This is a genomic window from Paenalicyclobacillus ferrooxydans (assembly GCF_001399675.1).
Lineage (GTDB): Bacteria > Bacillota > Bacilli > Alicyclobacillales > Alicyclobacillaceae > Alicyclobacillus_B > Alicyclobacillus_B ferrooxydans.
Genome location: NZ_LJCO01000079.1, coordinates 147,609 through 174,581 on the forward strand (window position 1 = coordinate 147,609; position 26,973 = coordinate 174,581).

Genomic DNA, 26,973 nt, shown 5'->3' on the forward strand with positions numbered 1-26,973 from the left:
TGTGCACGACAGATCCCACCTATGATCTATTGTGGACACAAGTCGTTTCGAATGGTATCTCAGTGGTGTTATTCGCTTCGCCAGACAGCTGTTCGTCCAGCCAAGAAACCGCCCTCTGCATATCTGGTTCAAGGTTACTTGTCCACGTCATGGATTTGTTTTGCATTATACACGTTTCGACAGCGGTTATCATCTCAATCATGGGACTTTCAGGCAGATGAATCCTTGGGCATAATGGACCATCTGCATGGGTAGATTCCCGTGATTTGACATCCGTCTGTCGAAATGAAACGATCGTTGCATTTTTTGCTTGATTATGTTAAATTCACCGCAATGAACACCCACTTTCTTGACCCTTTGGGGGTGATAAAAAGACATGGTGTGACGCTGCATTATGGATCGTTTTTTCTTATCATTTCATTTGGTGTCTTTCGCGTTGACCTTCTCGACTCTCGCACTGAAAGGCGGATAGGACATCCTGATCGTAATATTTGAACAGTAAAATGAGGTGAAGCAATGCTTGCTTTAGATTTGTACTCTGCTTTTGCAAGCTTTTTAGGAACGAGTGTAGAATTTGTAGAGGCTTTAACGATTATTCTTGCAGTAGGCGTGACACGAGGATGGAAGACTGCACTGACCGGTGCCTTTACTGCAATCGTCATACTGGCCGTCCTTGTTGCCGGAATTGGAGCCCCTCTGGTTCAGGTAATCAAGACGCCCTGGGTCGCTTTAATCGTGGGACTGTTTATGTTGCTGTTCGGTATTCGCTGGCTGCGCAAGGCAATTTTGCGATATTCCGGGTTAAAGGCGTTGCATGATGAATCAGAAAGCTATGAAGAAGAGTTGGAGCGCCAGAAACAGGCAGGCCGGACCTCAAGTGGAATTGACAAGTTCGGCTTTGCAACCACGCTTGGTGTCACGTTTCTTGAAGGTCTCGAGGCCATCTTTATCGTCATCACAATTGGACTCAGTACAAGTAACATGACCTTTTCCATCGCGGGGGCTGTTGTCGCAACAATCATTTTATTGATTGTTGGCGTTTTGCTCAGAAGTCCACTGACAAAGGTGCCTGAGAATACGATGAAGTTCATCGTTGGCGTGATGTTAACAAGCTTCGGTGGTTTCTGGGTCGGTGAGGGCTTGCACGTAAACTGGCCACAGAAAGACCTGTCGATTTTGTATATTGCCGCGTCTCTCCTAGTTCTATCTTGGATTTTGGTATCTCGTTCTAAAGCACGCCTAGCAACACGGCAGCATCAATCCACATCGATGGGGGCATAGCCGCAATGAAGGTATTGAAAACACTCTGGGGGTTGTTGGTTGACGATGGACGGCTGGCCTGGACATTAGTGATTGGCCTGGTGATCAGTGCGGTGGTATCCATGGTGTTGCGTCTAGAGTTTATTGGGGCTCTCATCATTTGGATCAGTCTCGTCGCAGCCTTGATTATTTCTGTGGAACACCAACTGAAGCTTAAAGTTGATCGCAAGTAACGTCTCTGCATATGTAATCTGCTCCAGTGGGATACGCTAAGCCATCTTGCAAAAAAAACTGTCTCCGTACGTCCTGCATATTTTGAATCGCTGCGGCGACTTTGGATAACAATAAGCCTGTGTGACACAAACTCCCTTTATCGAAGCCTCCAGTGCTAAGCTGGAGGCTTCATGCACGCTTATATAGCAAGCAAGACACTACTCTGACGAAATTTCTATGACTGTTGAAATCCAAACATGACTTCACCGTTTCTAAGTGAACTTTTTCGACACTGTAACCGTCCCTTGAGATGAGGATCGATCAATCCATACATGAATTTGATTGGGGGATGCGTCTTGTATAATACTGGGAAGAATTTGTGCAACGTACTGCTGCGAAGCTTATATCGTATAGATATACGTGGTACTTACAATATCCCGGATTCCGGAGCAGTGATGTTCTGTGCAAATCACATATCAAATTTAGATCCCATTTTAATGGGGATTGCCAGTCCTCGGAAAATTCACTACATGGCAAAAGACGAATTATTCCGTATTCCCTTTCTCGCGGTTCTCTTACGTGTTTTGGGTGCTTTTCCAGTACGGCGTGGTAAAGCCGACCGGACAGCGCTACGAACGGGAATCGATGTACTGAAGGCAGGCAACGTACTTGGATTGTTCCCAGAAGGGACGCGCAGCAGAAACGGGAAATTGGGCAAGGCTCACAGCGGTGTTGCCTATTTCGCCCTAAGAACCAATTGCCGGGTTGTCCCAGTCGCGATCTCAGGCAGCTATCGATTGTTCTCTAGGATGTCCATTGCTTTTGGGGAGTCCGTGAATGTCAGCGATCTATCAACCAACGAGTCTCATATAGCCACTGGACGCATCATGAATTCTATTGAAGCGATGCTATTATCCCCTTAACGCTCTTGTCCTCAAGTCTTCTAAATGGCAGCCATACTCAGAATTGATTCGAGTGTCGATATAAGCCTTGTCCTAGATGGATTGCAAATTTTAATGAGTGGAAAGGTTGATGTACATTGGGCTTCGAGCATTTTGCAACAACATATGGATATGTGGGTGTTTTTATTCTATTGATGCTTGAGTATCTAGTGCTTGTGGTGCCAGGTGAGACTTTGCTCACCACGCTCGGGATTTTGTCTCACACCAATCAGGTACATTTTAATTTGCCACTGCTCATTGTGGCCGCCAGCTTGGGTACATTTACCGGGTCCATGTTCACATACTTCATCGGGAGCTTAGTTGGAAGACCAGTGGTACAGAGGTATGGGAAATATATATTCATTACCGATAAGCGTTTGCAGCAAACGGAGCGGCTGTTTCAGCGGCAAGCTGTATTGACACTGCTGATTACGAAGTACATTGCCGTAATCCGTGATGTCATTCCATACGTGAGTGGCCTGAATAAGGTAAACTTAAGAACCTACATTCCGAGTCAGCTTGTGGCCTCCTTTTTATGGACCAGTACATTCTTGATTGGCGGAAACATGTTAGAACGGCTAGGAATGTCCGTTTATCACCACTGGCGGATTGAATTGGTCCCTGGTGTATTGTTACTCATAGTGCTCGTGATGGGGTATCGCTTCGTTCATCGGCGGTTAAGACACTTTGTCAATGTGAAAGCTGAACGTGGGATTGATGGTTAATCTGACGTTAGGTGATACAGTTTCGGCTGGACTTCCATAAATGAAATAATGATTCTTGCGTCGGCCGGAGGTCCGTCCCCTGGGTGGCTCTGTGGATGTTCTCTCTACGACCACGGTTAAAACCCCAAATTCCATTCAACCTTTGCCACCCATTGTCACCATTACACTCTTCGAGAACCGTCACCTTGGAGATGCGTCCTCTCCCAGATATCCCGAAGTCAGTGGGGCAATACCGTGTAGATACGAGAGTGGCGGTACTTCATCAACTCTCCACATCCGCTCAACATGTACTTAAAGCTCTGGAACTACAATGCATATGGCTAGCGGCAATCGACTTTGAGGTGTCTAACTTTTGAGGGGCATCGATCTCGATGAATGATATGACTGAGGACCAAAATGACATGGAAGTGATGGGTGGCAGTGATGCTTCAATTCTGGAAGAAAATTGACCTTGTCCTGATTTTAACTTGTGTTGCGCTCAGCGTAATCAGTTGCGTTGCAATATACGCTGCGACGCACGGCAAGACCAACCCTCAGATCCCAAGCCATGCTTGGGCAAAGCAAATGGTTTATAGCGCTGTTGGTTTTGTAGTGATGTGGCTCGCGATAGCAATTGATTACCGAAGTTTGAGGAAGATGCATTGGTGGCTTTACGGAGTCACCCTTCTATTGTTGACAGCTGTCTTTGGTTTCCACGCGGTCAACGGTGCTCGCAGTTGGATTCCCCTGCCCGGATTTAGCTTGCAGCCGTCTGAGTTTGCAAAGCTCACTCTCATCGTGACTCTCGCCTCCTTGATGGCAAACACTGACGAAGCGGAATATCCTGACTATCGAATTCGAAAGACACTCCCTATGTGGGGACTGATGATCGTTCCGTTTGCCTTGACACTGAAGGAACCGGCCCTTGGCCAAGCGATTGTGATGTTTGCTATTTTTTGCACCATGTACATCATGTTCTTGCGCCGAACATGGTTTGTCCTGAGTGTCATTATTTTTGTGGCCTTTTCAATCGTATTCATTGTCCTACCAGTCGAATTCCCGGGACTTGCTATGAATGTGGTTCAAAATGTCATCATCAAGCACCACCTCTTACACGGATATCAAGCTAACCGCATTCTGACATGGTTGGACCCGTCGTATCAGACTTCTGGTGCAGGATATGAAATTCATCAGGCTCAAACGGCCATTGGCTCAGGACAGGTATTTGGTGAAGGGTGGCTTCGTGGCATCGAGACATCATCTGGGGGGGTACCGAATCAGTGGACTGACTACATCTTTACAGCGATAGCAGAAGAGTTCGGGTTTTTGGGGAGTAGTGTGGTCGTATTATTGTTTACAATTCTTGTTTACCGACTTATTCGCGCCGCAAGCGTATCAAAGGATACATTTGGCACGTACATCATCATGGGCGTGGTAGGTCTGTTTGCTTTCCAGGTATTTGAAAACATTGGAATGGATATGTATCTCAGTCCATCGACTGGGATCACGTTACCGTTCATCAGCTACGGGGGAAGCTCACTGGTGGCAAACTACATTGCCGTTGGACTGGCTATCAATATCCGCAAGCGGAGCCCAGCCTTCCATTTCTCGAAAACATACACCTGATGTTTGGATATCCCACGGGGTCTGAATGATGGTCCGTTTGTGCAGCGGTTGCGAGCTATGAGGTCCTGCAGGGCATAGTGTGACCATCGAGCACGCGTCTTGTAAGGTTAGTCCAAGCTTCGGTCGCCACGCCAGAGGATAAAGCAATGGTTGCTGTTAAAGCACCCGACAGTAGACCGTGGGCTGTCAGCATCGCCAGAGCCGGCATGAGGTTTAAGATGAGGAGGCTGATGCGCAAAGGTATGCCGGTTCGCGCTTGCAGAATCTGTCCTATCGCTGTAAATCCTCCGGTAGAATAGCCTTTAGACACCAATAGGCCAATTGGAAGTTTAGCGAAGAGCAAAATCGTTACAAATGCGATCCACTTAGGTAAATCCAGATCAAGCGGAAGTTGTTCAAATACCCACATGGCGATGCCCGTGATGCCTGCCGCAACGACGGTCCAAAAGCCTGTTGACTTCCCTCCGAGGATAAATATGAATCCAAAAATCCCTAACTTTACGCTCAGGTTGACAATTCCTGCACTCAAGTGAAGATAGTCAGCGATGCCGATACTTAAACCGCTGACACCACCAGAAGAAATATGGGAGTCTCGTTCGATGAGTACAGAAACAGCCGCCATTAGAACGCAACCGATAAAGTATCGTATCGGGGGTTTGCCCATGCTCAATTTTGATGCACTTCTTTCTCATGAAGGTCAAGGTCATTCTTCTCTTCACAAGTTTGCACCAGAGCTTTGGCGCTCAAACTTGGCTGAAAATTTCGTTGTTTTTGAGGCGTTGCAGGCACTCTAAAACAGTAGCAGAGGATGGGAAATAAAGTTCACCTTGGCATGAACTTAAGTCTTGGCTATGCCGTCTTTATATTTGCGGTCCTGTTGTTTGTGGTAGCATGGTTTATATTACCCAGAAGGATCTTGAGCGTAGACGTACCTTGTTAGAGTATTTTCATGACCGTGTGAGTACGCATTGGGTGTACATTATCCGACTGATGTTATCGGCGGATTCACTGCCGCCGTGATTTTTAAAGGCCATACTATGCCTTCAGGAGTTGAATAAGTCCATGTATGAATCGATTTCACGGCGTGATCGTAGAACTCAGCTGTTAGCTAAAGTTCCGGAGGTTACGCTCTACTTTTGGATTGTGAAGCTGCTGACGACCGCCATGGGCGAATCGACGTCCGATTATCTTGTCTCCCACATCAATCCATACCTGGCTGTCATTCTCGGCGGCCTTGGCTTTGGTGCTGCGCTCGTTCTTCAGTTTACCGTTAGAAAATATATTGCATGGGTTTATTGGCTCCTTGTTGTCATGGTGGCCATCTTTGGCACCATGGTTGCAGATGTCACCCATATCGTACTAGGTGTTCCTTATTACGCGTCAACTATTGCATTTGCCGTGATCCTGACTGTCGTCTTCACAACGTGGTACAAGGTCGAGAAAACGCTCTCCATTCACAGTGTATATACCTTTCGCCGTGAGGTGTTTTATTGGGCTGCTGTGTTGGCCACTTTTGCTACGGGAACCGCAACGGGTGATATGACAGCGACGACACTGCACCTTGGATATCTGGCGTCGGCAATCCTTTTTGCGGTGCTTTTTTTACTGCCGGCGGTTGGGTATTTCTTGTTGGGTATTAACGAGATTTTTGCCTTCTGGTTTGCATACGTCATGACGCGTCCACTTGGTGCGTCCTTTGCGGATTGGTTTGGGAAACCGAAGAGTATCACAGGGCTTGGATATGGCGATGGGATTGTGGTCGTTGTGTTGACCACGCTGATTGTAGTGTTGGTGGCGTATCTGAGCGTGAGTCGCCGAGATGTTCAGAAGAGGTCGGTGCCTCGGAGCTACAGCGGTCAGTTTAACGGGTTCAATTGAATGACGCTTGTGGATTGACATCATGAGTCTCCGTCCTACGAATGGAGACGCAGGTTGCCGCTCAGAGTAGATAGGATAGCTGCGGGGCGGAACTGAGAAATGTTCTGTACCAATCAATCCAGTTGCGGCACTCAATGAGAGTTTTTGAGGGTACAAAAAATGGGGAGGACGCACGTCGAATTTTTTACAGGGATAGATGACCAGAACCGATGGTGCAGGGGATAATTCACAAGTCGTATGATGTCATGCTACGCGTTCGTGAATGTGCAGCATGCGACGTATCGGGGATGAATGAGGAATGCTACGAATGAAGCTGTCGCGTCGTTTTGGGGACGGGGGAGTAAATTAATTCCAATTGAATGTGCAAAACGACTCAAGTGCGCGTCGCAAACAGAATACAAGCGACTCCGATAATCAAGAGTAGAATCCGGCGGACACTCACCCCGTCCGCAATCCCAACCACGCCAAACACAGTCACCGCGATGAGAACAAATGGTCCGACTAGCGCCAGTAAGCCATTAACCTGAAGAGCCTTGGATGCAGTACCGAAATACAACATAGTAAGTCCGCCAAGGACCTCGAGGATACCTGAGATAAACCGAAGTGACGCCATGGCGTACACAACCCTTTCAATCCCGTGAAACATGGATCATCCCTCCCATAGTTCGTATGCAACGAGGGGACATGCAAGACCATGTTTGGTCGACGAAGGGCTGATTTGTCATTCCAGTCTATGGAGGCCGTTAAAGATTGGGGGAGACTTCCTTCTGTCGAATCAGCTTTTGAACAATGGACGATGTGCAGAGGTTTACGAATGGGGCGAAGACCATGTATTAAAAGTATTTCATCAAGAATTCGCCGCTGATGCAGTATTCGAATTCCAAAACAGTCAAGCTATGAAGAATATCCATGATCGTCACCAGCGGCAAAGTCGATTCTAGCGGTCGATGGGCGTACATCCATAGTATTCGAACGAGTTCAAGGTATGTCCATGCTGGAACACATCGTTCTTAATCCGTCGGTGCTTACAGAGATGGCGTTTTATCTCGGACAGCTACATGCTAACATGCACAGCCATTCATGTAGATTACTCCCGCTTCAAATAGAGTATCTAAGCAACAAAATTACGCGAGCAGACATTCATAAGAGTGTCCGTATCAATCGATCGGGTGACGGCAACACAAGGGAATCCACTTGGGGACGTTGTTTGGACGAGACTTCTACTGGAACTTGACAATTTACCCGCGGGAGCTCCGAATAAGGAAGCCATCGACGCGGTTCTTCCAATGCTTTACGAGGGGTATCGTAACGGATATAGCGAAGTCCGTGACGTGGATAATGAAGCACTACACCAATGGGTCTTTCCTGTAGCCGTGGCACGGTTAGGTGATGGTCTTTCCAGCGAACGCCAGCAACTCTTATACATAATCCAAAAATACGCGAACGAGTAAAAGAAGAGTTTTTCCCACCGGAGCTAAACTTGCCGGAAGCAGAACTCACTCCCCATGACTCTGAACGTCCAAGGTCAGTCCATTCTTGACACACGCCCCTATTTTGTATTACTATATACAGGTATTATGTAATACTTGTTATCTGTATCACAAAATATCTGCGTTACAGAATACTAATCACGAAGGAAGTAGACATTTGGAAAACATAACAGAAATGCTCAAAGGCGTGCTTGAGGGCTGTGTGCTTGAAATCATTGGCCGCAAAGAGACCTACGGCTACGAAATCACGCGGCGACTGAATGCCCTTGGCCTCACAGATGTCGTGGACGGAACGGTTTACACCATTCTGGTCAGGCTTGAAAGAAACAAGTTAGTAGAGGTCACCAAAAGGCCTTCCGATATGGGACCGCCGCGAAAGTTTTTCGTTCTCAACGATGCAGGACGCGAGGAATTGCGGAAGTTCTGGGAGAGATGGGAGTTCGTATCATCGAAAATTGAAGAGTTAAAGGAGATAAAGTGATGAATTTTTGGGATAAAATCACAGGTAATGACATGACTAGAGAAGTTAAGGCCTTTGAATCGCGAGCTAAAATGCTGCCGGTTGATTATCAAACTGCATGGGAAGAAATAAAAGCCAATCTTTGGCCGCACTCAGACTTTAGTGGTCGCAATCTTATGCCAATTCTTGACGGTGTGCTTGGCCTGCTCGAAGAAACGTCGGCGGAAGGTCAGAGTGTCCAAGAGGTTTTGGGTGACGATATCAAAGGCTTTTGTTCAGCGCTGGTCGGCGAAGATGGGGCAAAGTCCTTTCGAGACAGGTGGCGCGAGCAACTCAACAATAATATCGCCAAAAAGTTAGGTCGATAGGAGGATAAAAAGTGAGAATACACGACATTATCGAAGGCAAAAAGGAGTGGCGAGCGCACACGGCGCGTGTCCAAGCGCTCCCTCAAGACTATCAGATTGTTTATAAAGAAATTCAAAAATATCTCTTTAAGGTCGGACCCGTTGAACTACCCGAGACGGGTTTGCTTTCAGGGATTATCGATCTTTTTGAAGAGGGCGTGGGCCTGGGGAAAGATGTGCTCGAAGTGACGGGCAGTGACGTAGCAGCTTTCTGCGACGCTTTAGTCAAAGATTCAAAAACTTACGCTGACATCTACAAAGAATCTGTTGGTCAAGAAGTTAATAAGGCCATAAAAAAGGTTACGGATCGAACAAAATGAAAGGCGTGATACAATGGATGTAATATTTTGTATGTTTGAATCGGGCGGAATCGGAAGGGAATGATCTCATGAATGCAGTTGGCCGCTGGTACATTCAGCCGTTCATCATTGCGCTGTGTGGATTGATTCTGCTCAGGTTACTCCCTAGATTCAGTGGCATATCAGCATGTTTCATCTTGTGAAACGCCGCTTTAGTAAACAGAATTCGCAATAGACAACGCAGTTTTGCATTGGTGGGAATCACTCTTTCTGTAATCGCTTTATTGGGCTGCTTCTACTTCATCACTTTGTTTGTCGGCTCCATCCTCTTCGTTCAAGGAATACCGCACATTTATCATCTGTCATAGCTCGGGTTTTCCGGTATTGGCAACATCTCTCTAACTTTTCAGCTTTCGAATGGGTAGGGCGTTACGCAAGATTAAGTCCTACAAAGGCTGCTCTAGTCTTTCAACAGTCCGAAATTACATACGTCCAATTGAATGACCATCCTCGCAAAGTCGCTAGTGCACTTGAAGATTTAGGGGTTCGAAAAAGTGATCGCGTTGCGGTTTTGATCCCCAATCAGCCTGAATTCGTTGAGGTTTTAGTGGGTTGCAGCGTCCTTGGCGCGATATTTGTTCCGATTAATACTAGACTGGCGGAGGATGAGATAGCTTACATCTTGGAAGACTCAAATCCCGAGGCTTTTATCTGGGATTCTTCGTTGGAGTCTAAAGCCAAAGAAGCACATCGTCGTGTCATGAATCACCGCTGCAGTATGACTCCCATTCAAATTGGTGGCGATTCCAGTGATGGAACACAACTCTACGAAGATTGGCGGGAGTCGTATGAAGCCTACTCCGGGCACAGTGATATATGGGAGCATGATGCAGCCTTAATGATGTATACCTCAGGAACGACTGGTCGACCAAAGGGTGCAATGATTACGCATTCTAATGTGATGTGGAACGCGTTGAATATCTCTGTGGATTTCGGCGGGGGTATGGACGACGTGATTTTACACACTGCTCCATTATTTCATATCACGCCATTAAGCATTCTGCTGTTTGGTCTGTATTTTGGTGGATCATCTGTCTTACAGAAAAGCTTCCATCCAGTGAATGCGTTGGAAGCCATTCAAGAGCATCGGGTCACGTTCGCGTTCATGGTGCCAGCCATGTGGCAAGCAGTCACTCAAGTCCCTAATCTGGCTGAATATGATTTGAGTTCTCTACGGTTATGCCCAAGTGGGGGAGCACCTTGTCCGCAACCCGTCATCGAATTCTTCCTGAATCTGTGGGGGGAAACAGTTGCAGCCATTGTTGTTCCGAAAGCAGGTCGACACATCCAGTGGGAGGATGTTCGGTCTTTTTGTGACTCATCGCTCGCTAGATACAAAATGCCAACTCGGTTACATATCGTTGACGCCTTACCTCGTAATGGAGTAGGGAAGGTAGCCAAAGTGGAACTCAGACATCAGTTCGGAAATCAGTCGGTGCCGCTATAACTGACAAGGAAAACCGGAAGCCAGACTCTGTTGTTGGGGCTGGCTTCCGGTTTGTCTGTTCACGTTTACAAGTACGTGCTATGGCAGTATCAGGCAGAGCCGAGCGAACCTGCGTGAAAATACGGGCAACTCTGCAGGACTTATGTGGCTATCCGCAGTTTTGTACTGTAACGCCTTACCATAAAGGTGTCCAAACTGACGTTTTGATGTCGGTCACAAGGGCCCCCCTTTTTTGTGATCAAGTTGCGTTTTAACGAATAAACGTTAAACAGACTTGCTCTAGTACAGTGTCCGGTGTGAAACCACGCACTTCTCGTAAAAATGTATAGGAGTCTCTACTTAACGTCGTTAACAACATGTCGGCTTTAAAGACACTGTCCGGATGGTTTTGGCCAGCGACGGACATTTCATTAAACAATTGGACAAACAGTTGATGTAATTCGTTATATATCGGACTTTGCGTTCGTAAGCTATGCCGTTTGGTTAATGACAGAGCGGAATCTTCGACACCTGCAAGCAATTGTGCCTTATTCTCACGGAAACGAATAAAAAAGCGGATAACCTCTTTTAATCGTCGATTGGGTGGTTCATCTTTGTTTTGGTTCAGGAAAGAGTCAATGTCTTCAAAAAGTAAGTCAACATTGTCCTTGATCAAATCCAAACATAACTCACTTTTATCGCTATATCGCCGATATAGAGTTCCAGGACCGACCTCTGCTTCCATGGCGATTTGATTCATACTTACTTTTTCGACACCATGTTGCTCGAATAATCGAAGTGCCGCGTTCAATATGCGTTGACGATTCTCGACTGCATCACGACGTTCTACGCGGGTGTGGTTTCTCTCCATTTCATTCATCCGTAAGACCCCTTCCGCACCTTGCTTTGAGTCCTGTTTCTTGACAAACGGAGATATCTCCACTTATATTAAGGGAGAGTTCTCCGTTTAATATAACCGAGAATTGAGGAGGGTACAACAAACGGAGTCATTCCACATTGCTAGCAAGTGATATCAAAAGCCATCTCGTATCGCATCTTGAGAACAATGTTGGTTGACTGTCGCGATTGGATTGACGAGTCGTCGTCAAATCGGCTACAGGCAGCAGTTTAAGGAGTGGAAGGAAGAATGCCGAGTGAGAACCCCTTCTCGTGGAGGTTCGTTGCACCGATGTATATGGGGTCCACGTTGAACCCAATCAATAGCTCAATGCTCGCAACGGCACTAGTGCCGATCGCTTCATTTATGCATGTCTCTGTCGCTCAAACCACGATACTGGTTACCGCTCTTTATCTGGCAAGTTCCATTGCTCAACCTACGGCAGGGAAGCTCTCTGCCGAGTTTGGTCCCCGCAGGGTATTTCTTACCGGTATTGTCATGGTCCTTTTGGGGGGGCTGTTCGGCGGATTTGGACGCAACTTGATCATGTTAATCGTATCACGAATTCTAATTGGCATTGGAACTTCCACCGCCTATCCATCTGCTATGCTCCTCATTCGCAGACGTGCAGCATCGGTCGGGATGTCGAAACCGCCTGGGAACGTTCTAGGTGCACTTCAGATTGCGGGAGTCATTACAGCTGCAGTGGGACTCCCTATTGGTGGACTGCTCGTGGATGCGTGGGGATGGCGAACAATATTTCTGGTGAATATCCCCTTTGCACTTGTTGCATTTATCATGGCTGCGCTTTGGATTCCAAAGGATGAGGCTATCGTAGGGGCTACGACAGTTCGGGAAATTTCATTGCGTATTGATATCATGGGTATTCTAGGCTTCGCGGCAACAGTCAGCGCCCTGATGGTATTTCTGTTTTCCTTGCCTAGTCCGCACTGGACTGCCTTAATTCTCGCCGTCGTGTTGGGGGGGGGGCTCATTTGGTGGGAGCTGCGAACAAGCCATCCTTTCATCGACGTACGTATGCTCACTTCCAACTTAGCGTTAACTCGCACCTACGCTCGCTTTTCTTTGATCACGCTGTGCATCTATACCGTGCTCTACGGTGTAACTGAATGGATCAGTGCAGCACGTGGAACCTCAGCACTTGAAGCCGGTCTTCTCATATTACCCATGAGTGTGATTTCGGCTGTAGTTGTCGGTCCCGTTTCGAAAAGAAACTTAGTGCGCGGACCACTTATTGTCTGTGCTGGATCGTCCATTGTTGCTTCTCTTGGCGTAATGTTTCTCACCGCAAACACCTCAATTGTCTGGATTTTGCTCATTACTGTCGTCTTCGGTATCACGATGGGGACTATGGCGAGTTCCAATCAGACAGCGCTGTACCTGCAGGTCACTTCGGACCAGATTGGGACAGCTTCAGGGCTGCTCCGTACCTTCGGATACGTCGGGTCGATTGCTTCCTCAGCACTAATTGGCATTGTTTTCCACACAAGAGTTTCAGATAGCGGTCTCCATCACATTGCTGTGATCATGACCGTAATCAGCGTTATCGCACTCATCATGACTGTTGCCGACCGCGGACTTAAGGTGGTTAACAAAGAACCAGCAGGTGTTGCGCCATAGCAGACAGGAAAAAGCATGGAACAAATGCAAATGAAGATAACTAAAAGGTGGTTTTGTTATGCAAATCAAATGGTTTGGTCAATCTTCATTCCTACTGACTTCAGAAGCAGGAGTGCGCATTTTAATTGATCCATTTGACCGAATGATCAGATACAAGATGCCGAAGCCAATCGAAACAGAGATTGTGGCAGTGACGCATGATCACGGGGATCACAATAAAATTCAGGTGGCTACCGGCGACTATCTACTGGTTAATGAGCCAAAGGAATATCACCGGGATGGTGTAGCTATAAAGGGATTTAAGACCTATCATGACAAAGTAAATGGAAAAAAGAGGGGCGGGAACATTGTATACCGTTTCAACGTCGATGGTTTGACAATATGTCATTGTGGAGATTTAGGTCATTTATTGACCAAAGAGCAGGTGAAGGACATTGGTAACGTAGACATTCTCATGATTCCCGTCGGAGGCAGAATGACATTAAACGGAGAAGACGGTGCAAAGGTGGTGCAGCAACTAAAGCCCACTGTCACGATTCCTATGCATTATCGGACGAAGGCGCTGTCGCTTCTTGGGATGATACTATTCGATAAAGTCGATAAATTTATTGAAGCTACGGGTGAGCGGACGACCGAAGTGAGAATATTGGACATTAACACAGTGAGTTTGTCGCACTATTCCGGTGTAGTCACTATGCAGTACCAGTAAGGTTGCGTTGTCCCCTTGGCAGACGAAGGGTTGAATTTTTAGACAAAGAGGATTCTGCTGTGATTGTCAATTATGCAATTCAAACAGTTCGAGCAATCAGAGAGGTCATAACAGAAATGGTTCGCCTAGAGGAATATCCTGAGCTTTTGATAGATGGAAATATCGAAGTGGTGGAGATTGTCCACGACTTCTTGGAGCACCGTATACAAGGAATTAATTATCGTCAGTCTTGAGTTCGGAATGTAGAATGGCATATAAAAATGAATCATGCCATTGTCCTTTGAAAAACCGATGTTCTCGTAGATGACCTTCTCTTGTCATGCCGACTTTCTCTAAAACTCGCGACGAGCCAATGTTGCTTGGTCTGCAAGTTGCATAAACACGATGTAAGTTCAGTTCTTTAAATGCGAACCTTAGCATAGCCTGAGCAGCTTCAGTTGCAAATCCATAGCCCCAATAGTTACGGTTCAGGCTATACCCAATTTCTCCTTGCAATGGCTCGGTTCTTGTTAAACTGCAGGCACCTATTAACTCGTTAGAATCTTTTATTACAATCCCGAGCGCAAACTGATTTCTTGGGTGTCTAAGTCTTTCAACGAGTGTATCTTCCATAAATTTTCTTGTGTCTTCGTTGGTATTTGGTCCCCAGTCGGAATATCGACACACCTCCGGGTCAGAGGCATAGGCATGAACAGCCTCTATGTCTTCCACTTGGAATTCACGCAGAATAAGACGGTTGGTTACCAAATCCATGAAAAATGTCACCCTCCGAACGATGAATAACAATACAACACAATAAGAAATCTTGTACTAGGGGCACGCTCTAAGTGATGAAACCGCTCCTCAACTTCTTCTCTGCTGCCAGGATAAGCAAATTGTCCACATAGTTCTGTTACCTGCTCAACATCTTTTGATTCCATTTGGCGCACCCGCATATAACCACTCCTCAGAGTTTGATTTCGCCTCTGGGTTCGTGATTCCTCTACGCCCCGCTAACTGAGATTTGGCTGAACAGATTCTAAATGTGCAGGAAATGGATGGATATGTATAGAAGGAGTCTGTGGACATGCCCCGAGTTCAGTTGAGGAGATGTACTCCCTCGGTGCGGCTACGGGTCAGATGCATGATTTACTCGTGACGCTCGGTGGCGTTCCAACCCATAGTAGGAACATGCTGACTTCACCTTCAACGACGAAACAAGGCGACCACACGGTGGTTGGAACGTACGGCAAAGACCCTGTATCCGAGGCATTTATACGCAGTCACGATGAACCGGGAAGGGCTTGGAACATGCAGGAGTGGATGCGAAGGCATCGAGATCGGTAACATGAATGTTTCTAGGTCATGGTATTTGGATAAATTAGGATGCCTAGCATGAATCATTGGCGAGGCACAGCAGACGCTGTGTCAATGAAATTCATGAAGGTGGAGCGAATGGAAGGTCTGGAAATGAACGAGACAACGCAGCCTACGAAAGTGGCAAAGGTTCTCCGCACTCTCTTCTCTGATCTGGAGATGCCCTATATCTCATTACTCGGCGAAGGCTGGGACAGCGTGGCCTATCTAGTCAACGAAAGCATTGTCGTCCGGGTCCCCAAGCGCTCGGCAGTGGGACGACAGATGGCAAGAGAGGTCCGGATATTGGGAGCGATTCGACCATACGTGAGCGCTCGAATCCCACTTATTGAATGGTTCGGTCAGTCTCAGGAGGACTTCGCCGTTTCGGCCATCGGATATCGGAAGCTGTCGGGTACGCCACTTTGGGCGATTCCACCCGGACCGACGAGAGACGGTGTACTTCGTCAGGTTGGTCAGTTTCTCAGAGATCTCCATGCCATCCCGATAAGTGGGCTGAACAAGGTACATGTGAAGTGGTTTCGATGGACGGGCTACAACGTCTAGACGGACCAGACGGTTGGGAGACAGGCTTGCAAGCGTTCACGGATCACATCATGGAAGACGTTGTTCCGCTGCTGAACGCTCCGACTGGTAACAGCGTGACGCGGGAAATTACGGCCTTCCTGGGTGAGAAGCAACATTTCGATTTTCAGCCTGTCCTCATTCATGGAGACCTTTCTCCAGAACACATCCTTGTCAACAAGGAAACAGGTGAAATCGGCGTAATCGACTTTGGGGACAGCGGAATTGGTGATCCCGCTTATGACGTGATGGACGAGCTTATGCCCTCGTATGGCGGCCAGATTGATGGCTCGTTCCAGGCCAGGCAGCGATTCTACCGTCGGTTGGCACCGTTCCACAGCGTGCTGCATGGCGTGGCGACGGGGGATGAGGCGCTGGTTTCGGATGGCCTGCGAGAGGTGGTAGCGGAATTTGGGGAGTGATTTGACTGATCTCTTACGGACTGGTGTGACTACGCAAGACCAATATGACGAGTTGGACAGGTTTTGGCTCAAATTAGGCTCGCCAGAATTCATGGGTTCGAGGTGGACGATCACGGTGAGCGTCATCAGAATACAATGACCATCAGTTTGAGAGAACTGGTCGAGTATAATACCCCCTACTACGACTTGTTGTTTTCGAAACTTGGTGAGCTTGCAGGTGCCTGAGTGCGCACGGCGTGGGAACACTTGGAGCCTATCATGATGGGAGGCAGGGATTTGGAACAACTGGATTTTAGACTGGGTTCGGTGTCCAGACGGTGAGAGTTGGATGATTGTTTCATTTGCCCACAAACATTGTAAAAATGTTCAGGATGAACTACGTACTGGACAATTGTCGAATGGAGAGAAAAAGCAAGACTTCAACAAAAACAAGACTGATTTGAATGAGCCATACAACCTGATTCGTGAGCATCCCAATGAGCATGACGCTCATCGATACACTCATGATAGACGTTATAAGTAACTCGACAATCTCGATGTACTGAAAGGTTCTTGCCGTCCACAAGAGTGGCAAACAAACCGTTACCATGGGGAGAATAATGGATGCACTCTTACTATCGGTCGTTAGTTCCACAAGCATTGCGAAGATGAACGTGAGTGACATGTTGTTTAGCATACAGATTCGCATGCCAGGTGAACTTGCAACAGTACCTATGTGTTGTACTGCTTTGTAGCAGACGAGAAACCCAAGAATAGATCCTATAAGACTGGTAAAGAGGAGTTCCGTGTCACTTCACCTCCGTTATTCGTTCGTCAGCGACTTCTTGCGTCTCGGAGGTCCTAGAGGTACCTTCAACGATGAGCTTTTTTTGTTTTAACCGGAGTGCATTGGTCACTACGAGGACGGAGCTGAATGCCATTGCTGACCCAGCGAGCATGGGGTTCAGCATACCGCATGCGGCGATAGGGATTGCAACTACGTTATATGCGAGTGCCCAAAACAAATTTTGACGGATATTGTGAAGGGTAGCGCGCGACAATGCAATCGCCTGTACCACACCTTCGAGGTCGGAACGAAGTAACGCAATGTCCGCAGCTTCTAAGCTCACATCCGCCCCCGTACCTAAAGCAATTCCTACGTTTGCCGTTGCAAGTGCCGGAGCGTCGTTCACGCCATCTCCAACCATCATCACATGGTGACCACGTCTTTGAAATTGAAGGATCAGGTTTACTTTTTCCTGTGGCGACAAATTGGCGTGTACATCACGAACTCCGACTTGATTCGCAATAAACCTGGCTGTCCTGTGACTGTCCCCAGTCACCATGATAATCCGTAGCCCCATTTGTCGTAGTTCTTCGATGGCATGAATAGATGAAGATTTAATGTGATCCGCCACGAAGAGCACGCCTGCGACCTGTTTTTCAACGCCAACAACAATGGCAGTCATGCCACGGTCTTCCCATTGTTCTACAGCCAACAAATTGTCCAATGAAAATCCCTGCTGTCGAATGAATTTGATCGACCCCACGGTTACCATTTTTGAATCGATGATGGCGGTAACACCGTATCCCGGAAAAGAATGAAACTGCTGGGGTTCCGACAGGTGTCCGCAGGTCAGCGCACTATCTACGAAGACACGCGCCAGTGGATGCTCGGAGTGAAGCTCAGCACTTGCGGCTAACGATATTAGGTCGGATGTGGATTTGACATAGGTATTCGGCAACAGCACTACATGATCGATCATGGGTTGCCCTTCCGTGATAGTACCGGTTTTGTCCAGCAGGCAGATACGACTTTGTTGTAGGATTTCTAGAGTTTTTCCATCTTTAAATAAAATTCCCTGTTCTGCAGCACGTCCTGTCGCGACCAAAATAGCCGTGGGAGTGGCAAGTCCAAGGGGGCAGGGACACGCGGTGACCAGTACTGCGGTTGCTTTAATCAATGCCGCCTGGAGGGAATTTGAAAACCCAGGATACAAAAGGAAGTACCACAACGTGAAGGTGAGCAGGGACAGTACAATGACCGTTGGTACAAAGTATGAAGAAATCGTATCGGCGAACCGCTGAACTGGTGCTTTTGACTGCTGTGCCTCCTCAACCAATCGAATAATCTGCCCAAGAGCACTCTCCGTACCTAATCGTTCCGCCTGTATTTGTAAGACGCCCGCCTGGTTGAGTGTGGCACCATAGACGAGATCGTTTGGTTTCTTCACGACTGGAAACATCTCACCAGTTAACATGGACTCGTCAACGTTAGACATACCCGAGATAACACGACCGTCTACCGGAATTTTTTCGCCCGGGCGCACAATCAAGGTGTCTCCGACTGTAATGAAATCAACAGGAACGTCTTCTACGACACCGTCTGTCAAGCGATGTGCCGATTTAACACCGAGGGATGCAAGCTTTTGAAGCGCTTCAGATGTTCGTGATTTTGCTCGTAGCTCCAATAGCTTACCTAATCGGACCATTGTGATGATCATTGCGTCCGTTTCAAAATATAGGTGCGTATGGTCTCCGGTCAATAACATGTAAACGCTATATACGTAAGCTGCCGAAGTTCCGAGTACCACTAATGCATCCATGTTGGCTGTTCTATCTCTGAACGCTTGAAACGCTCCGACATAAAAGCTCCAACCGCCGATCCATTGAATTTGTGTTGCCAATACCAGTTGAAGCCAGGGGTTATTTAATCCATCGAATACCACAGGTAGACCAGCCATTTGTAGCATGACCAACATAAATGGGAGACTGAGAATCGCGCAAAATAAAAATAACTCGATTTGAGCACGAACGCTTTCCTTGTGGATTTCTTGTGTTTTTTCTTCGAGATTCCACGCAGAGTATCCCATCTTTTCAATACGTCCAATGAGTGCGTTCTGATCGATTGAACTGCTGTCATGTAATATGGTGGCTCGCTCTAAGGCGAGATTCACGTTGACCTCGATAACGCCCTCTTGTCTTTTCATCACCTTTTCGATTCGGGTAGCGCACGCCGCACAGTACATGCCTCCAACCTGAAGGGTTGTTAACCGTTGTTTCAAATCCAATACCCCCGCTCGGTCTCTCGTACCAGTTGTCCATCCACCCGTCATCTAGTTTATTTTGCTTCATCTCCTATTTATTCCGTTATGTAAATAACAAAGTTTCGAGAATGTTATTTTTCAATAATTCTGTGTCCCAATTCATAGGGGGTGGGTCACACCAGCCTTACACTCTACTTGCTTGTTTTCAAACATGTCCTTGTTTAGAATCGAGCGAAAGAGTAGTTGAAGGGAGCACATTCACATCAAGCAAAGCATCGCCGGTTTTGGGAGTAAGCGATGCAATTATTTGCACGACTGGAGTAGGTATATGAGTAATTTCATAGATGAAATCGTTCAATGTATGGCAGTTGGGAACGACATACAGAGAGTGCAAACGGAGCACCGTGTAAAATTGGCTCAGTTCTGGGATATAAGAAATGGGAGTCGAATTCTAGAAATCGGATGTGGACAGGGCGATACAACAGCTGTTTTAGCACACTTTGTTGGAGAAAGTGGATTTGTGCACGGAGTCGATATTGCGTCTCCGAATTATGGTGCTCCAATCTCTGTTGGAGATTCCGCCAAGTATCTGATGAATTCTAAATTGGGAAAACGTATCAAAATGGAGTATGAAATCGATGTATTGGAGCCTCAAGTAGAGTTCCCAATCCATTCTTTTGACACGATTGTTTTATCACACTGTTCCTGGTACTTCCAATCCTTCGAGCAGTTCAATGAACTATTAAAGAAAAGTCGAAAGTGGGGAAAGCAATTGCTTTTTGCTGAATGGGATTCAAGGATTAGCACTATAAAGCAATTGCCTCATCTGCTGTCAGTATTGATACAAGCTCAGTATGAGTGCTTTAAGGATGAGAGTAGCGCCAATGTTCGTACACTTCTTACACCCTACGATGTTAAGCGTATAGTCGCGGCTGCTGGGTGGGATGTAACGAAAGAAACAACAATTTTGGCTCCTGAGATACAAGATGGTTCATGGGAAGTCTGCCAAACATTAACCAATTGGCAACTTGAACTTGATGGAACAAGCCACATGCCACCGAAGTTAAAATCTTTGATTGCGTCCCAAGTGGATTTATTAGATGACTTGGTGAGAAGTAACGGTGTAACGCCACTCTCCTCATTTGCATTAGTGGCACAATAACGACAAAGAGGCATCGCCTGGCTGGATGCCCCTTTGAAAAGCAAGTCCTTGGCGACCAGAAATGTTCCACTAAAGAACTTTTGATGTGCACTCCTGATCTACCCACTGACTTGATCCTGAAAAAATTTCTGCATATGGTGCTCCTCACTCAGCATTAGGCAGCGGTACATGAGTCCTCGAGACAAACCTTTCGGGCGGCGCGGCACAGACCTTAGTGTTCTACGGATTGATTCAAGTACCAGGTTCATCGCGAACACCGTCCATGCGACGAACAACGCTGGGGCCATGAGAACCCAAGGAGCCGCGAAGTATTGTGTTGCCTTCTCTGCGAATAACCCACCCCAATCATCAGACGTATTGACAAGATGCCATCCGTCTGGCGTCGAATGCCAAGCCTGGCCAAGGGTAATTTGAAAGTACCCTACCATTGCAACAAGGATAACGATCCGGTTGGAATTCCACAAACAGTTGTTCCGTCACTACACCTGCCTGTGCGTTAATCCTTTGGCTCTTGCAGTCACGAGGTACAGTTGTCCAAACTGCTCCTCGACCGTTACCCGCACAGCCCGCGACATGTACATAGTTGGGAGCATTGCCAGTGTCAACGCTGGAATCAAAGTGCCGGAGATAAACTGTCCGCTTCCGATCAGTGAAATCTGTTGTCTCGTTTGAATCATTATCTCAAATACGATCGTCTCGAGAGTCACAATGACAAAGAAGTCCGGTACGGATTCCATCACCCACTGCACCACCGAGGAAACGACGGTATCTTTTGTATCGGAGTCGGCCTGTTCACTAAGGGCACGTTAGCGGAATTAAGTACCATATGGAGCAGAACACAGATTGCCAGACACCAAACACCAAACAAAAGTTTCTAAAGGCGTTGACTGACTAATCCTTGTTCTGCTAAATAGATCGCTTGGCTCAGTTATTGCGATCGGGCAGTCATCCTCAGGTAGCGTCATTTTGGCAAAATAGAAAGAAAACACCCTATTGGGTGCTTTCGTCTCGTAACGCATATTCATCGAGATGTTTCTTACAAATTCCCAGCGGAATATCTTGATGACCATTCCTGCGGAACCCCGTGGTGAATATGTCCATAGCTAATTCATGTGGATAGACTTCTGTGCAGCAGATGCAGTAAAACAATTGATTGTGTGTTGATTCTTCAGAATCCATAAGAAATCCCTTTCACCTGCCGCAATCACTTCTGCGGACAGTTAAAATCAAATGTTCGTGGATTCTGATTCGATGTTGGAAAGATTTTTGTGTGAAGTGTTTCTGAGGTGATGAGGATAACAACACAGGTTTACAGTATGTTCTACTTCTAGCTATGTAGCAATAGTTTATTGCGTGATTGAGGGAATCTGTAGTCACGGTTGAGACGGCTAGTTGCGTCACTAGACAATGTTGAGTACACAGCCGGTCAGAAGTGGATGTTTATATTTCGTTATGGTGTTCTGGGATGGGGAATTACTACCTGCATCCTGTTTCAGATATTCCGACTTATCGCGGGAATCTAAAACTCTCCCATCGGCTGGGTGGTTACCCTGGGACTTTTCAGCAAGCGATGAGGCGGAATGGATAACAGGTCAAATCATCCATTCAAACGGTGGTTTCTGGAATATGGGTTGATTCTTATGTCTCCTTGAGTTGTTGAACATACCAGGGGTTGTCCTTTGCAGGAGACGTATGGAGACGTATGGAATGAATCTGGAAGTAAAATGGTGTTGTTCCATGTGACAAGCCATGTCGGGAGGGTGAGTGGGATATGTTTTATTACAGGGTACGGGACGATATTCATCTGAAACTGCTCGAGTTACAAGACGCCAAAGATGTATTTACGTTGACTGATGGGAACCGGACTTACCTTCGAGAGTGGTTGCCCTGGGTGGATTCGACTGTAACGGTGGATGACACGACGGCATTTATTCAATCGACATTAAAACAATTTGCAGCAAATCATGGATTTCAAGCGGGAATTTTGTATAAGCACCAACTTGTTGGCGTCATTGGGTTGCACGGCATCCATTGGGGCAATCGGTCCAGCTCAATCGGGTACTGGCTTGGTGAGAACTTTCAGGGCAACGGAATCATGACAGAGGCATGCAAAGCTGCTGTCAACATTGCATTTGGGGAATATGGCTTAAATCGGGTTGAGATAAGAGCTGCGGTTGAAAACCACAAGAGTCGTGCGATTCCCGAACGCCTCGGGTTTCAGCAGGAGGGCATATGTCGCCAGGCAGAGTGGTTATACGACCATTATGTTGATCACGTCATATACGGAATGTTGGCCGCGGACGGGTCCATTGACTCCTAACTGTAAGGGGAAGCGCATCCCAGACTGATGTTGTAGAGGAGGACTGGAACGTGTTCGAACTATACGCGACTCGTCATGGTCAGACGGAATGGAACATTGAGGGGCGGATGCAAGGTCATTTGGATTCGCCGCTCACACAACTTGGTGTCCGGCAAGCGACAAGGCTTGGAGAAGCACTGTCGCATATCAACTTTGACGTGATTTACGCGAGTCCTAGCGCCCGCGCCGTTAATACGGCTGAACTTATCCGTGGCAACAAAGAAGTTGCAATCAAGCTGGATGAACGGTTGCGTGAAATACGTGTGGGTTCATGGGAGGGGAAGCTGAAGAGCGAGATCGAGGAGACCTTCCCCGAGGCGTACCAGACCTATCGGCAGGCCCCACATCTTTACAAAGCGGTCAACGGTGGAGAGACATTTTTCCATGTAGCAGAGAGGGTTGGATCGTTTCTGAACGAACTGTTGTCTGCAGATGAAGAGCGTCGTGTTCTAGTCGTGACTCACACGGTCACGTTGAAGCTTATCATGAGCCGGTTTGAGGAGCGTTCGATTGAAAGATTGTGGGATCCGCCATTTATCCATCCGACGAGCCTGTGCCATGTCGTTATGAAGGATGACATATATCGTATCGAACGGTATGGTGATATGTCGCATGTTGAGCACGGCGGGAGCTACATCGGCGGCAGGTGAGGAGTTCAACAAAATCGAAAAAGGGCTTTCGCCAAAACCAGCGAAAACCCTTGTCCCACAAGCATTTCTGGCGGGAGCGTGTGAGAATCGAACTCACCCATCCGGCACCACCGGACGCACTCGGTTTTGAAGACCGGGGAGGACACCAGTACCCCATCCGCTCCCACATCGACAGCACAGTATCTCTGTTGTGGAACAAGATCTCATTATCGCCAAGGCCCACTTAGGGAGTATAGTGCTTTCGACATCGACGTGCAATACCTGCCTTCGACGCAAGGGGCAAGCAATGGACAAAAACTCCGTATGTTTCACATCGCCGAACGGTCCATTCGACTTCAGCAGATGTTATGATGGCGGCACGTAATAAAGTTGTGAATCGGGGAGAGGAAAACATGGCAGATACAAGTCCGGATATATATGTAGAATCTCATCTAGAATCGATAGAATTTATCGGTAAGAGGGCAAAACTTGTGGGCTTGTGTGAGTCGCATGTCGAAGGCTTGATGGCGGTAGCGACGCACCAACAAATTTGGACATACATGCCAACAAAGGTTGCTTCACGGGGGGCATTGGAGGCACTCGTCCGGGATGCATTGGCAGCTAAGGCGGCTGGTACAGAGTTTCCGTTTGTGATTATCGATCAGGCCACCAATCGAGTGGTCGGCAGTACACGTTTTCTGGATATTTCGCGTGTGAACAAGAGCCTTGAAATCGGATGGACATGGCTCTCACCTGACGTGTGGCGAACGAGCATTAATACGGAGTGTAAATACTTGCTCCTCAAATACTGTTTTGAGACTCTGAATACTATTCGGGTGCAGTTGAAAACCGACTTGCGGAATGTACGATCGCAAACCGCCATTGAGCGCATCGGCGGCGTAAAAGAAGGGGTTTTGCGCAAGCACCGGATCCTGGCGGACGGGTACATTCGAGACTCCGTCTATTACAGCATTGTGGATTCCGAATGGCCTACAGTGAAAGAACGTTTGGAGCTTATGCTGCAAAGGTAAGCTTGCAAAGGAATTGAAAGAATGGCCGTCCACCCCCACAAACGGACGGCAAAATGACCCACCCCGTAAGGGAGGGTCATTTGCGATCACAGCGTCCTACCGGAGACGATGAGAGGACTTTCCGTGCACCGCTTGGTGCGGTTTGGTCGTTCCTCTACTCTGTGGGCTCAAGGTATCTGTTAAACCAGTCGACAATCATGTGTAACCGGTGGATCCGATGCCAAGGTCGGCCAGCGCGGCTCATGCCGTGGGATTCTCCTGGGTAGAGTACCATTTCGACCTCACGCCCCAAGTATTTGAGTGCGCTGTACAACTGCTCGCCTTGCTCAATTGGCAACCTAAAGTCTTGCTCTTGGTGTTCGATGAGGAGTGGCGTATGAATGTTGGAAGCGTATTTCAACGGAGATTGCTGCCAATATGGTTCGGGTTCTTCCCACCACGGCTTGCTTCCATACTGTGGAATCCGTAACCAGCCCATGTCACTTGAACCCATCGCGCTGAAGCGATTGACGACGGATCGCATCGTAACAGCAGCCTTGAACCGGTCATTGTGCGACACAATCCAGTTGACCATGAATCCACCATAACTTCCGCCGGCTGTGCCTAGTCGCGTGGCATCCAGATTAGGCCACTTGGCGAGTGCGGCGTCGAGACCTGCCATCACGTCGCGATAGTCTTTATCGCCCCACTGTCCAATAATGGCGCTGCAAAACTCGTGGCCATATCCCTGTGAGCCGCGTGGATTTGTATACACAACGGCATAACCCGCCTCGACGAGACACTGAAACTCGTGGAAGTAACGATAACCGTACATGGCCATCGGGCCGCCGTGAATTTCAAGAATGACAGGATGTGGGCCAGGTCCTTCCGGCTGGAGGCACCAGGTTTGTACCTTTGTGCCATCGGACTCAACCGCCCAAATCTCTTCTGGTGCGACAGGCGGTTTGGACGATCCGTTGTCTGACCACGGGGTCGGCGCCCACGAAATGGATTCGTTGGTTTGTCCAAACTCGACGAGTGCGATGCCAGAGGGATGGGTGGGGTCAGACACGGCCAATGCGACCAGGTCACCCTTAATTGCAAAATCGTACACAACACGCTGGGCGTCCCACAGCGGTGTTGCGTTGCCCGGTTGCCCGAACGCTGTCAAGGTGACTCGGCCGGAGTCGGAGAGAAGCATCAATACCTCGGCACCACGCCACGCGGGCTTGGCTGTGGAGTTCGCAGGTACGTCAGATGAGCTTTCGTCGCCGACACACCGGTTGGTTTGAGATGATAGGTCGGTTAACACATTGTGTACGAGATCCCAACTGTAGAGGGAGGTAAGGCCATATCCCATGTCCTCTGGTTTCGTAGCGTAAAAAGCAAGATGTGTTCCATTCGGCGACAGTTGCAGGCCGCCAATGGACCAGTCAGGAAGAGGTAAGACGGTCCATTCACGACTCTCGAGGGAAAGCCGTTCGACGTGAACGATGCCAGGGTGTGCTCCTTCGGGATCATAGGCACGGTGCAGGCAGTAGATGTTTGCACCGTCTGTGGAAAAGACGGGATCCGCATAGTGGTCTAGACCGCGCGTCAATAACTCCGTATCTCCGTCGAGGGATACTTGAACAAGTTGATCGCGACCGTCGTCAAAGAAACCTTCGCCATCCAGCTTGTAATACTGGTGGGTAATGTGGCGCACATCTTGATTGAAGTACCGATCCAGTTCTTCGTCTGTTGCGTCAGAGGAAGGTTCAGACTTTGGCGCTTCGCGCGTGATAGAACCATCTTTGATGTGAGCGGTGACGACGAGCGATTGACCGTCAGGGGCCCAAGAAAAGCCTTTGACACCACCTTGTATAAAGGTGAGTTGTGTGGGTTCGCCGCCAAACAATGGAAGGCGCCACACCTGTGAGCTGCCCGAACGGCGGGATAAAAAGGCGAGCCACTTGCCATCTGGTGATGGGGAAGGCCGCTGGTCGCTGGGACCAGACGTGAGCGGTACGGCGCCGGCTGCTGGGTCTGTCATATCCATCATCATGATGCGGCTTTGCGTACGGTTGCCTTTTTTATCAGGGCGGGATTCACTGAAATAGAGTCGCGGTTGCATCGGATCAAATACAAGTTGTCCCCAAGTTGCGATGCCAAAGAGAGATTCAATCGGCACTTTCATTCCTCCTCCAGAATACCAAGCGAAAAGAAACGTCTCATTACCTGTTCGCGAGGCGTCATCATTCTCCTTCGTATCGTTTACGAATCACGCCCTTCCTGGTTACGACCTTGTGACCGGAATTGGCAGCCCGCAAATCAATAACCTGGTTCCTGCTCTGGTGTCTGCTCCGTAGCCTGCGTTCCGTTTGCTGCATATGATGTAACAGGCAAAAGGGAGTTCTTGAGTACATCGGCTCGCTTGTGGCAGCGGTGTCACTG

29 protein-coding genes, 1 tRNA gene and 1 pseudogene are annotated in these 26,973 nt (G+C 47.9%); 22 read left to right on the top strand and 9 right to left on the bottom strand.

Going from position 1 to position 26,973, the window contains the following annotated elements; genetic code table 11:
- Positions 1-516: 516 nt before the first annotated feature.
- From AN477_RS18625 to AN477_RS18645, 5 genes are all read left to right on the top strand, one after another.
- A complete protein-coding gene (locus AN477_RS18625; protein WP_054970676.1) occupies positions 517-1,281 on the top strand; it encodes a COG4280 domain-containing protein in 765 nt (254 codons plus the stop codon).
- A 5-nt stretch (positions 1,282-1,286) separates the two neighbouring features.
- On the top strand, positions 1,287-1,493 hold the full coding sequence (locus tag AN477_RS18630; protein WP_054970677.1) for a hypothetical protein: 207 nt from the start codon (positions 1,287-1,289) through the stop codon (positions 1,491-1,493).
- A 312-nt stretch (positions 1,494-1,805) separates the two neighbouring features.
- Positions 1,806-2,396 (top strand): lysophospholipid acyltransferase family protein, encoded by a 591-nt coding sequence (locus AN477_RS18635; protein WP_054970678.1) that lies wholly within the window; start codon positions 1,806-1,808, stop codon positions 2,394-2,396.
- Between the two features lie 116 nt (positions 2,397-2,512).
- On the top strand, positions 2,513-3,139 hold the full coding sequence (locus tag AN477_RS18640) for a DedA family protein (RefSeq protein WP_054970679.1): 627 nt from the start codon (positions 2,513-2,515) through the stop codon (positions 3,137-3,139).
- A 423-nt stretch (positions 3,140-3,562) separates the two neighbouring features.
- The gene (locus AN477_RS18645; protein WP_054970680.1) at positions 3,563-4,744 is read left to right on the top strand and encodes an FtsW/RodA/SpoVE family cell cycle protein; all 1,182 of its coding nucleotides are present in this window, start codon (positions 3,563-3,565) and stop codon (positions 4,742-4,744) included.
- Between the two features lie 55 nt (positions 4,745-4,799).
- Here the strand turns inward: AN477_RS18645 and AN477_RS18650 are convergent, their stop codons facing one another.
- On the bottom strand, positions 4,800-5,366 hold the full coding sequence (locus AN477_RS18650) for a YitT family protein (RefSeq protein WP_054970681.1): 567 nt from the start codon (positions 5,364-5,366) through the stop codon (positions 4,800-4,802).
- Here AN477_RS18650 and AN477_RS25115 point away from each other — a divergent pair.
- Together AN477_RS25115 and AN477_RS18660 are read left to right on the top strand one after the other, a co-directional pair.
- Positions 5,344-5,538 carry a hypothetical protein gene (locus AN477_RS25115; protein ID WP_054970682.1) on the top strand — a complete coding sequence of 65 codons (195 nt, stop codon included), beginning with the start codon at positions 5,344-5,346 and terminating at the stop codon, positions 5,536-5,538. The two genes, AN477_RS18650 and AN477_RS25115, sit on opposite strands and share 23 nt — an antisense overlap.
- Positions 5,539-5,806: 268 nt before the next feature.
- On the top strand, positions 5,807-6,622 hold the full coding sequence (locus AN477_RS18660) for a COG4705 family protein (protein WP_054970683.1): 816 nt from the start codon (positions 5,807-5,809) through the stop codon (positions 6,620-6,622).
- A gap of 373 nt (positions 6,623-6,995) precedes the next feature.
- Here the strand turns inward: AN477_RS18660 and AN477_RS18665 are convergent, their stop codons facing one another.
- Positions 6,996-7,268 carry a DUF2619 domain-containing protein gene (locus tag AN477_RS18665; protein ID WP_054970684.1) on the bottom strand — a complete coding sequence of 91 codons (273 nt, stop codon included), beginning with the start codon at positions 7,266-7,268 and terminating at the stop codon, positions 6,996-6,998.
- Between the two features lie 502 nt (positions 7,269-7,770).
- Between AN477_RS18665 and AN477_RS18675 the strand changes: the two genes are divergently transcribed.
- From AN477_RS18675 to AN477_RS18695, 5 genes are all read left to right on the top strand, one after another.
- A complete protein-coding gene (locus AN477_RS18675; protein WP_157062059.1) occupies positions 7,771-8,073 on the top strand; it encodes a hypothetical protein in 303 nt (100 codons plus the stop codon).
- 214 nt (positions 8,074-8,287) lie between these two features.
- Positions 8,288-8,593 carry a PadR family transcriptional regulator gene (locus AN477_RS18680; RefSeq protein ID WP_054970729.1) on the top strand — a complete coding sequence of 102 codons (306 nt, stop codon included), beginning with the start codon at positions 8,288-8,290 and terminating at the stop codon, positions 8,591-8,593.
- The gene (locus tag AN477_RS18685; protein WP_054970687.1) at positions 8,593-8,940 is read left to right on the top strand and encodes a DUF1048 domain-containing protein; all 348 of its coding nucleotides are present in this window, start codon (positions 8,593-8,595) and stop codon (positions 8,938-8,940) included. The genes AN477_RS18680 and AN477_RS18685 overlap by 1 nt, the downstream gene beginning before the upstream one ends.
- Positions 8,941-8,951: 11 nt before the next feature.
- Positions 8,952-9,299: a DUF1048 domain-containing protein gene (locus tag AN477_RS18690; RefSeq protein ID WP_054970688.1), complete on the top strand. Its 348-nt coding sequence runs from the start codon at positions 8,952-8,954 to the stop codon at positions 9,297-9,299.
- 343 nt (positions 9,300-9,642) lie between these two features.
- Positions 9,643-10,785 carry an AMP-binding protein gene (locus AN477_RS18695; RefSeq protein WP_281176387.1) on the top strand — a complete coding sequence of 381 codons (1,143 nt, stop codon included), beginning with the start codon at positions 9,643-9,645 and terminating at the stop codon, positions 10,783-10,785.
- Positions 10,786-11,035: 250 nt separating this feature from the next.
- On the opposite strand, the gene AN477_RS18700 is transcribed toward AN477_RS18695, so the two are convergent.
- Positions 11,036-11,644 (bottom strand): TetR/AcrR family transcriptional regulator, encoded by a 609-nt coding sequence (locus tag AN477_RS18700; protein WP_054970690.1) that lies wholly within the window; start codon positions 11,642-11,644, stop codon positions 11,036-11,038.
- A 267-nt stretch (positions 11,645-11,911) separates the two neighbouring features.
- Here AN477_RS18700 and AN477_RS18705 point away from each other — a divergent pair, with 267 nt between their 5' ends.
- The 3 genes and pseudogenes from AN477_RS18705 to AN477_RS25950 all read left to right on the top strand — a co-directional run.
- Entirely contained in the window at positions 11,912-13,303 is a 1,392-nt protein-coding gene (locus AN477_RS18705; RefSeq protein WP_054970691.1) for an MFS transporter, read from the top strand.
- Positions 13,304-13,361: 58 nt separating this feature from the next.
- Complete coding sequence (locus AN477_RS18710) at positions 13,362-14,012, top strand: MBL fold metallo-hydrolase (RefSeq protein ID WP_054970692.1); 651 nt, start codon at positions 13,362-13,364, stop codon at positions 14,010-14,012.
- A 38-nt stretch (positions 14,013-14,050) separates the two neighbouring features.
- Positions 14,051-14,155: pseudogene (locus AN477_RS25950) on the top strand (DUF2441 domain-containing protein); the annotation flags it as partial.
- Positions 14,156-14,225: 70 nt separating this feature from the next.
- On the opposite strand, the gene AN477_RS18715 reads toward AN477_RS25950, so the two are convergent.
- On the bottom strand, positions 14,226-14,765 hold the full coding sequence (locus AN477_RS18715) for a GNAT family N-acetyltransferase (RefSeq protein WP_054970693.1): 540 nt from the start codon (positions 14,763-14,765) through the stop codon (positions 14,226-14,228).
- 621 nt (positions 14,766-15,386) lie between these two features.
- Between AN477_RS18715 and AN477_RS24725 the strand changes: the two genes are divergently transcribed.
- The 3 genes from AN477_RS24725 (at position 15,387) to AN477_RS24730 (ending at position 16,579) form a co-directional block, all read left to right on the top strand.
- Positions 15,387-15,914 carry a phosphotransferase family protein gene (locus tag AN477_RS24725; RefSeq protein ID WP_054970695.1) on the top strand — a complete coding sequence of 176 codons (528 nt, stop codon included), beginning with the start codon at positions 15,387-15,389 and terminating at the stop codon, positions 15,912-15,914.
- On the top strand, positions 15,893-16,354 hold the full coding sequence (locus AN477_RS18730) for a phosphotransferase family protein (protein ID WP_054970696.1): 462 nt from the start codon (positions 15,893-15,895) through the stop codon (positions 16,352-16,354). Before AN477_RS24725 ends, AN477_RS18730 begins: the two co-directional genes overlap by 22 nt.
- 63 nt (positions 16,355-16,417) lie before the next feature.
- A complete protein-coding gene (locus AN477_RS24730) occupies positions 16,418-16,579 on the top strand; it encodes a hypothetical protein (RefSeq protein ID WP_157062062.1) in 162 nt (53 codons plus the stop codon).
- Positions 16,580-16,730: 151 nt separating this feature from the next.
- On the opposite strand, the gene AN477_RS18735 is transcribed toward AN477_RS24730, so the two are convergent.
- Both AN477_RS18735 and AN477_RS18740 read right to left on the bottom strand, forming a co-directional pair.
- Positions 16,731-17,030 (bottom strand): hypothetical protein, encoded by a 300-nt coding sequence (locus tag AN477_RS18735; RefSeq protein ID WP_054970697.1) that lies wholly within the window; start codon positions 17,028-17,030, stop codon positions 16,731-16,733.
- 112 nt (positions 17,031-17,142) lie between these two features.
- Entirely contained in the window at positions 17,143-19,398 is a 2,256-nt protein-coding gene (locus AN477_RS18740; protein WP_083486461.1) for a heavy metal translocating P-type ATPase, read from the bottom strand.
- Positions 19,399-19,708: 310 nt separating this feature from the next.
- On the opposite strand from AN477_RS18740, the gene AN477_RS18745 reads away from it, so the two are divergent.
- Positions 19,709-20,542 (top strand): class I SAM-dependent methyltransferase, encoded by an 834-nt coding sequence (locus AN477_RS18745; RefSeq protein WP_054970698.1) that lies wholly within the window; start codon positions 19,709-19,711, stop codon positions 20,540-20,542.
- A gap of 479 nt (positions 20,543-21,021) precedes the next feature.
- Here AN477_RS18745 and AN477_RS18755 read toward each other — a convergent pair whose 3' ends face one another.
- Complete coding sequence (locus AN477_RS18755; RefSeq protein ID WP_054970700.1) at positions 21,022-21,282, bottom strand: hypothetical protein; 261 nt, start codon at positions 21,280-21,282, stop codon at positions 21,022-21,024.
- A gap of 1,031 nt (positions 21,283-22,313) precedes the next feature.
- Between AN477_RS18755 and AN477_RS18760 the strand changes: the two genes are divergently transcribed.
- Together AN477_RS18760 and AN477_RS18765 are read left to right on the top strand one after the other, a co-directional pair.
- A complete protein-coding gene (locus AN477_RS18760) occupies positions 22,314-22,862 on the top strand; it encodes a GNAT family N-acetyltransferase (protein ID WP_054970701.1) in 549 nt (182 codons plus the stop codon).
- Positions 22,863-22,912: 50 nt separating this feature from the next.
- Positions 22,913-23,551 carry a histidine phosphatase family protein gene (locus tag AN477_RS18765; RefSeq protein WP_054970702.1) on the top strand — a complete coding sequence of 213 codons (639 nt, stop codon included), beginning with the start codon at positions 22,913-22,915 and terminating at the stop codon, positions 23,549-23,551.
- Between the two features lie 68 nt (positions 23,552-23,619).
- On the opposite strand, the gene AN477_RS24735 is transcribed toward AN477_RS18765, so the two are convergent.
- Positions 23,620-23,716 (bottom strand) — tRNA-Sec (locus AN477_RS24735).
- 227 nt (positions 23,717-23,943) lie between these two features.
- Between AN477_RS24735 and AN477_RS18770 the strand changes: the two genes are divergently transcribed.
- Positions 23,944-24,561: a GNAT family N-acetyltransferase gene (locus tag AN477_RS18770; protein WP_054970703.1), complete on the top strand. Its 618-nt coding sequence runs from the start codon at positions 23,944-23,946 to the stop codon at positions 24,559-24,561.
- A gap of 154 nt (positions 24,562-24,715) precedes the next feature.
- Here AN477_RS18770 and AN477_RS18775 read toward each other — a convergent pair whose 3' ends face one another.
- Positions 24,716-26,710, bottom strand: a complete 1,995-nt coding sequence (locus AN477_RS18775; protein WP_157062064.1) for a S9 family peptidase — start codon at positions 26,708-26,710, stop codon at positions 24,716-24,718.
- Positions 26,711-26,973: the final 263 nt, after the last annotated feature.

Bases quoted from the DNA above. Each gene is read 5' to 3' on its own strand.
- AN477_RS18730 (WP_054970696.1), top strand. From the start codon at position 15,893: ATGGACGGGCTACAACGTCTAGACGGACCAGACGGTTGGGAGACAGGC.
- AN477_RS18685 (WP_054970687.1), top strand. From the start codon at position 8,593: ATGAATTTTTGGGATAAAATCACAGGTAATGACATGACTAGAGAAGTT.
- AN477_RS24725 (WP_054970695.1), top strand. From the start codon at position 15,387: ATGAATCATTGGCGAGGCACAGCAGACGCTGTGTCAATGAAATTCATG.
- AN477_RS18705 (WP_054970691.1), top strand. From the start codon at position 11,912: ATGCCGAGTGAGAACCCCTTCTCGTGGAGGTTCGTTGCACCGATGTAT.
- AN477_RS18770 (WP_054970703.1), top strand. From the start codon at position 23,944: ATGGCAGATACAAGTCCGGATATATATGTAGAATCTCATCTAGAATCG.
- AN477_RS18625 (WP_054970676.1), top strand. From the start codon at position 517: ATGCTTGCTTTAGATTTGTACTCTGCTTTTGCAAGCTTTTTAGGAACG.
- AN477_RS18650 (WP_054970681.1), bottom strand. From the start codon at position 5,366: ATGGCGGCTGTTTCTGTACTCATCGAACGAGACTCCCATATTTCTTCT.
- AN477_RS18660 (WP_054970683.1), top strand. From the start codon at position 5,807: ATGTATGAATCGATTTCACGGCGTGATCGTAGAACTCAGCTGTTAGCT.
- AN477_RS18630 (WP_054970677.1), top strand. From the start codon at position 1,287: ATGAAGGTATTGAAAACACTCTGGGGGTTGTTGGTTGACGATGGACGG.
- AN477_RS18645 (WP_054970680.1), top strand. From the start codon at position 3,563: ATGCTTCAATTCTGGAAGAAAATTGACCTTGTCCTGATTTTAACTTGT.
- AN477_RS18665 (WP_054970684.1), bottom strand. From the start codon at position 7,268: ATGTTTCACGGGATTGAAAGGGTTGTGTACGCCATGGCGTCACTTCGG.
- AN477_RS18700 (WP_054970690.1), bottom strand. From the start codon at position 11,644: ATGAATGAAATGGAGAGAAACCACACCCGCGTAGAACGTCGTGATGCA.
- AN477_RS18745 (WP_054970698.1), top strand. From the start codon at position 19,709: ATGAGTAATTTCATAGATGAAATCGTTCAATGTATGGCAGTTGGGAAC.
- AN477_RS18715 (WP_054970693.1), bottom strand. From the start codon at position 14,765: ATGGATTTGGTAACCAACCGTCTTATTCTGCGTGAATTCCAAGTGGAA.
- AN477_RS18760 (WP_054970701.1), top strand. From the start codon at position 22,314: ATGTTTTATTACAGGGTACGGGACGATATTCATCTGAAACTGCTCGAG.
- AN477_RS25115 (WP_054970682.1), top strand. From the start codon at position 5,344: ATGAGTACAGAAACAGCCGCCATTAGAACGCAACCGATAAAGTATCGT.
- AN477_RS18680 (WP_054970729.1), top strand. From the start codon at position 8,288: ATGCTCAAAGGCGTGCTTGAGGGCTGTGTGCTTGAAATCATTGGCCGC.
- AN477_RS18710 (WP_054970692.1), top strand. From the start codon at position 13,362: ATGCAAATCAAATGGTTTGGTCAATCTTCATTCCTACTGACTTCAGAA.
- AN477_RS18735 (WP_054970697.1), bottom strand. From the start codon at position 17,030: ATGCTAAACAACATGTCACTCACGTTCATCTTCGCAATGCTTGTGGAA.
- AN477_RS18635 (WP_054970678.1), top strand. From the start codon at position 1,806: ATGAATTTGATTGGGGGATGCGTCTTGTATAATACTGGGAAGAATTTG.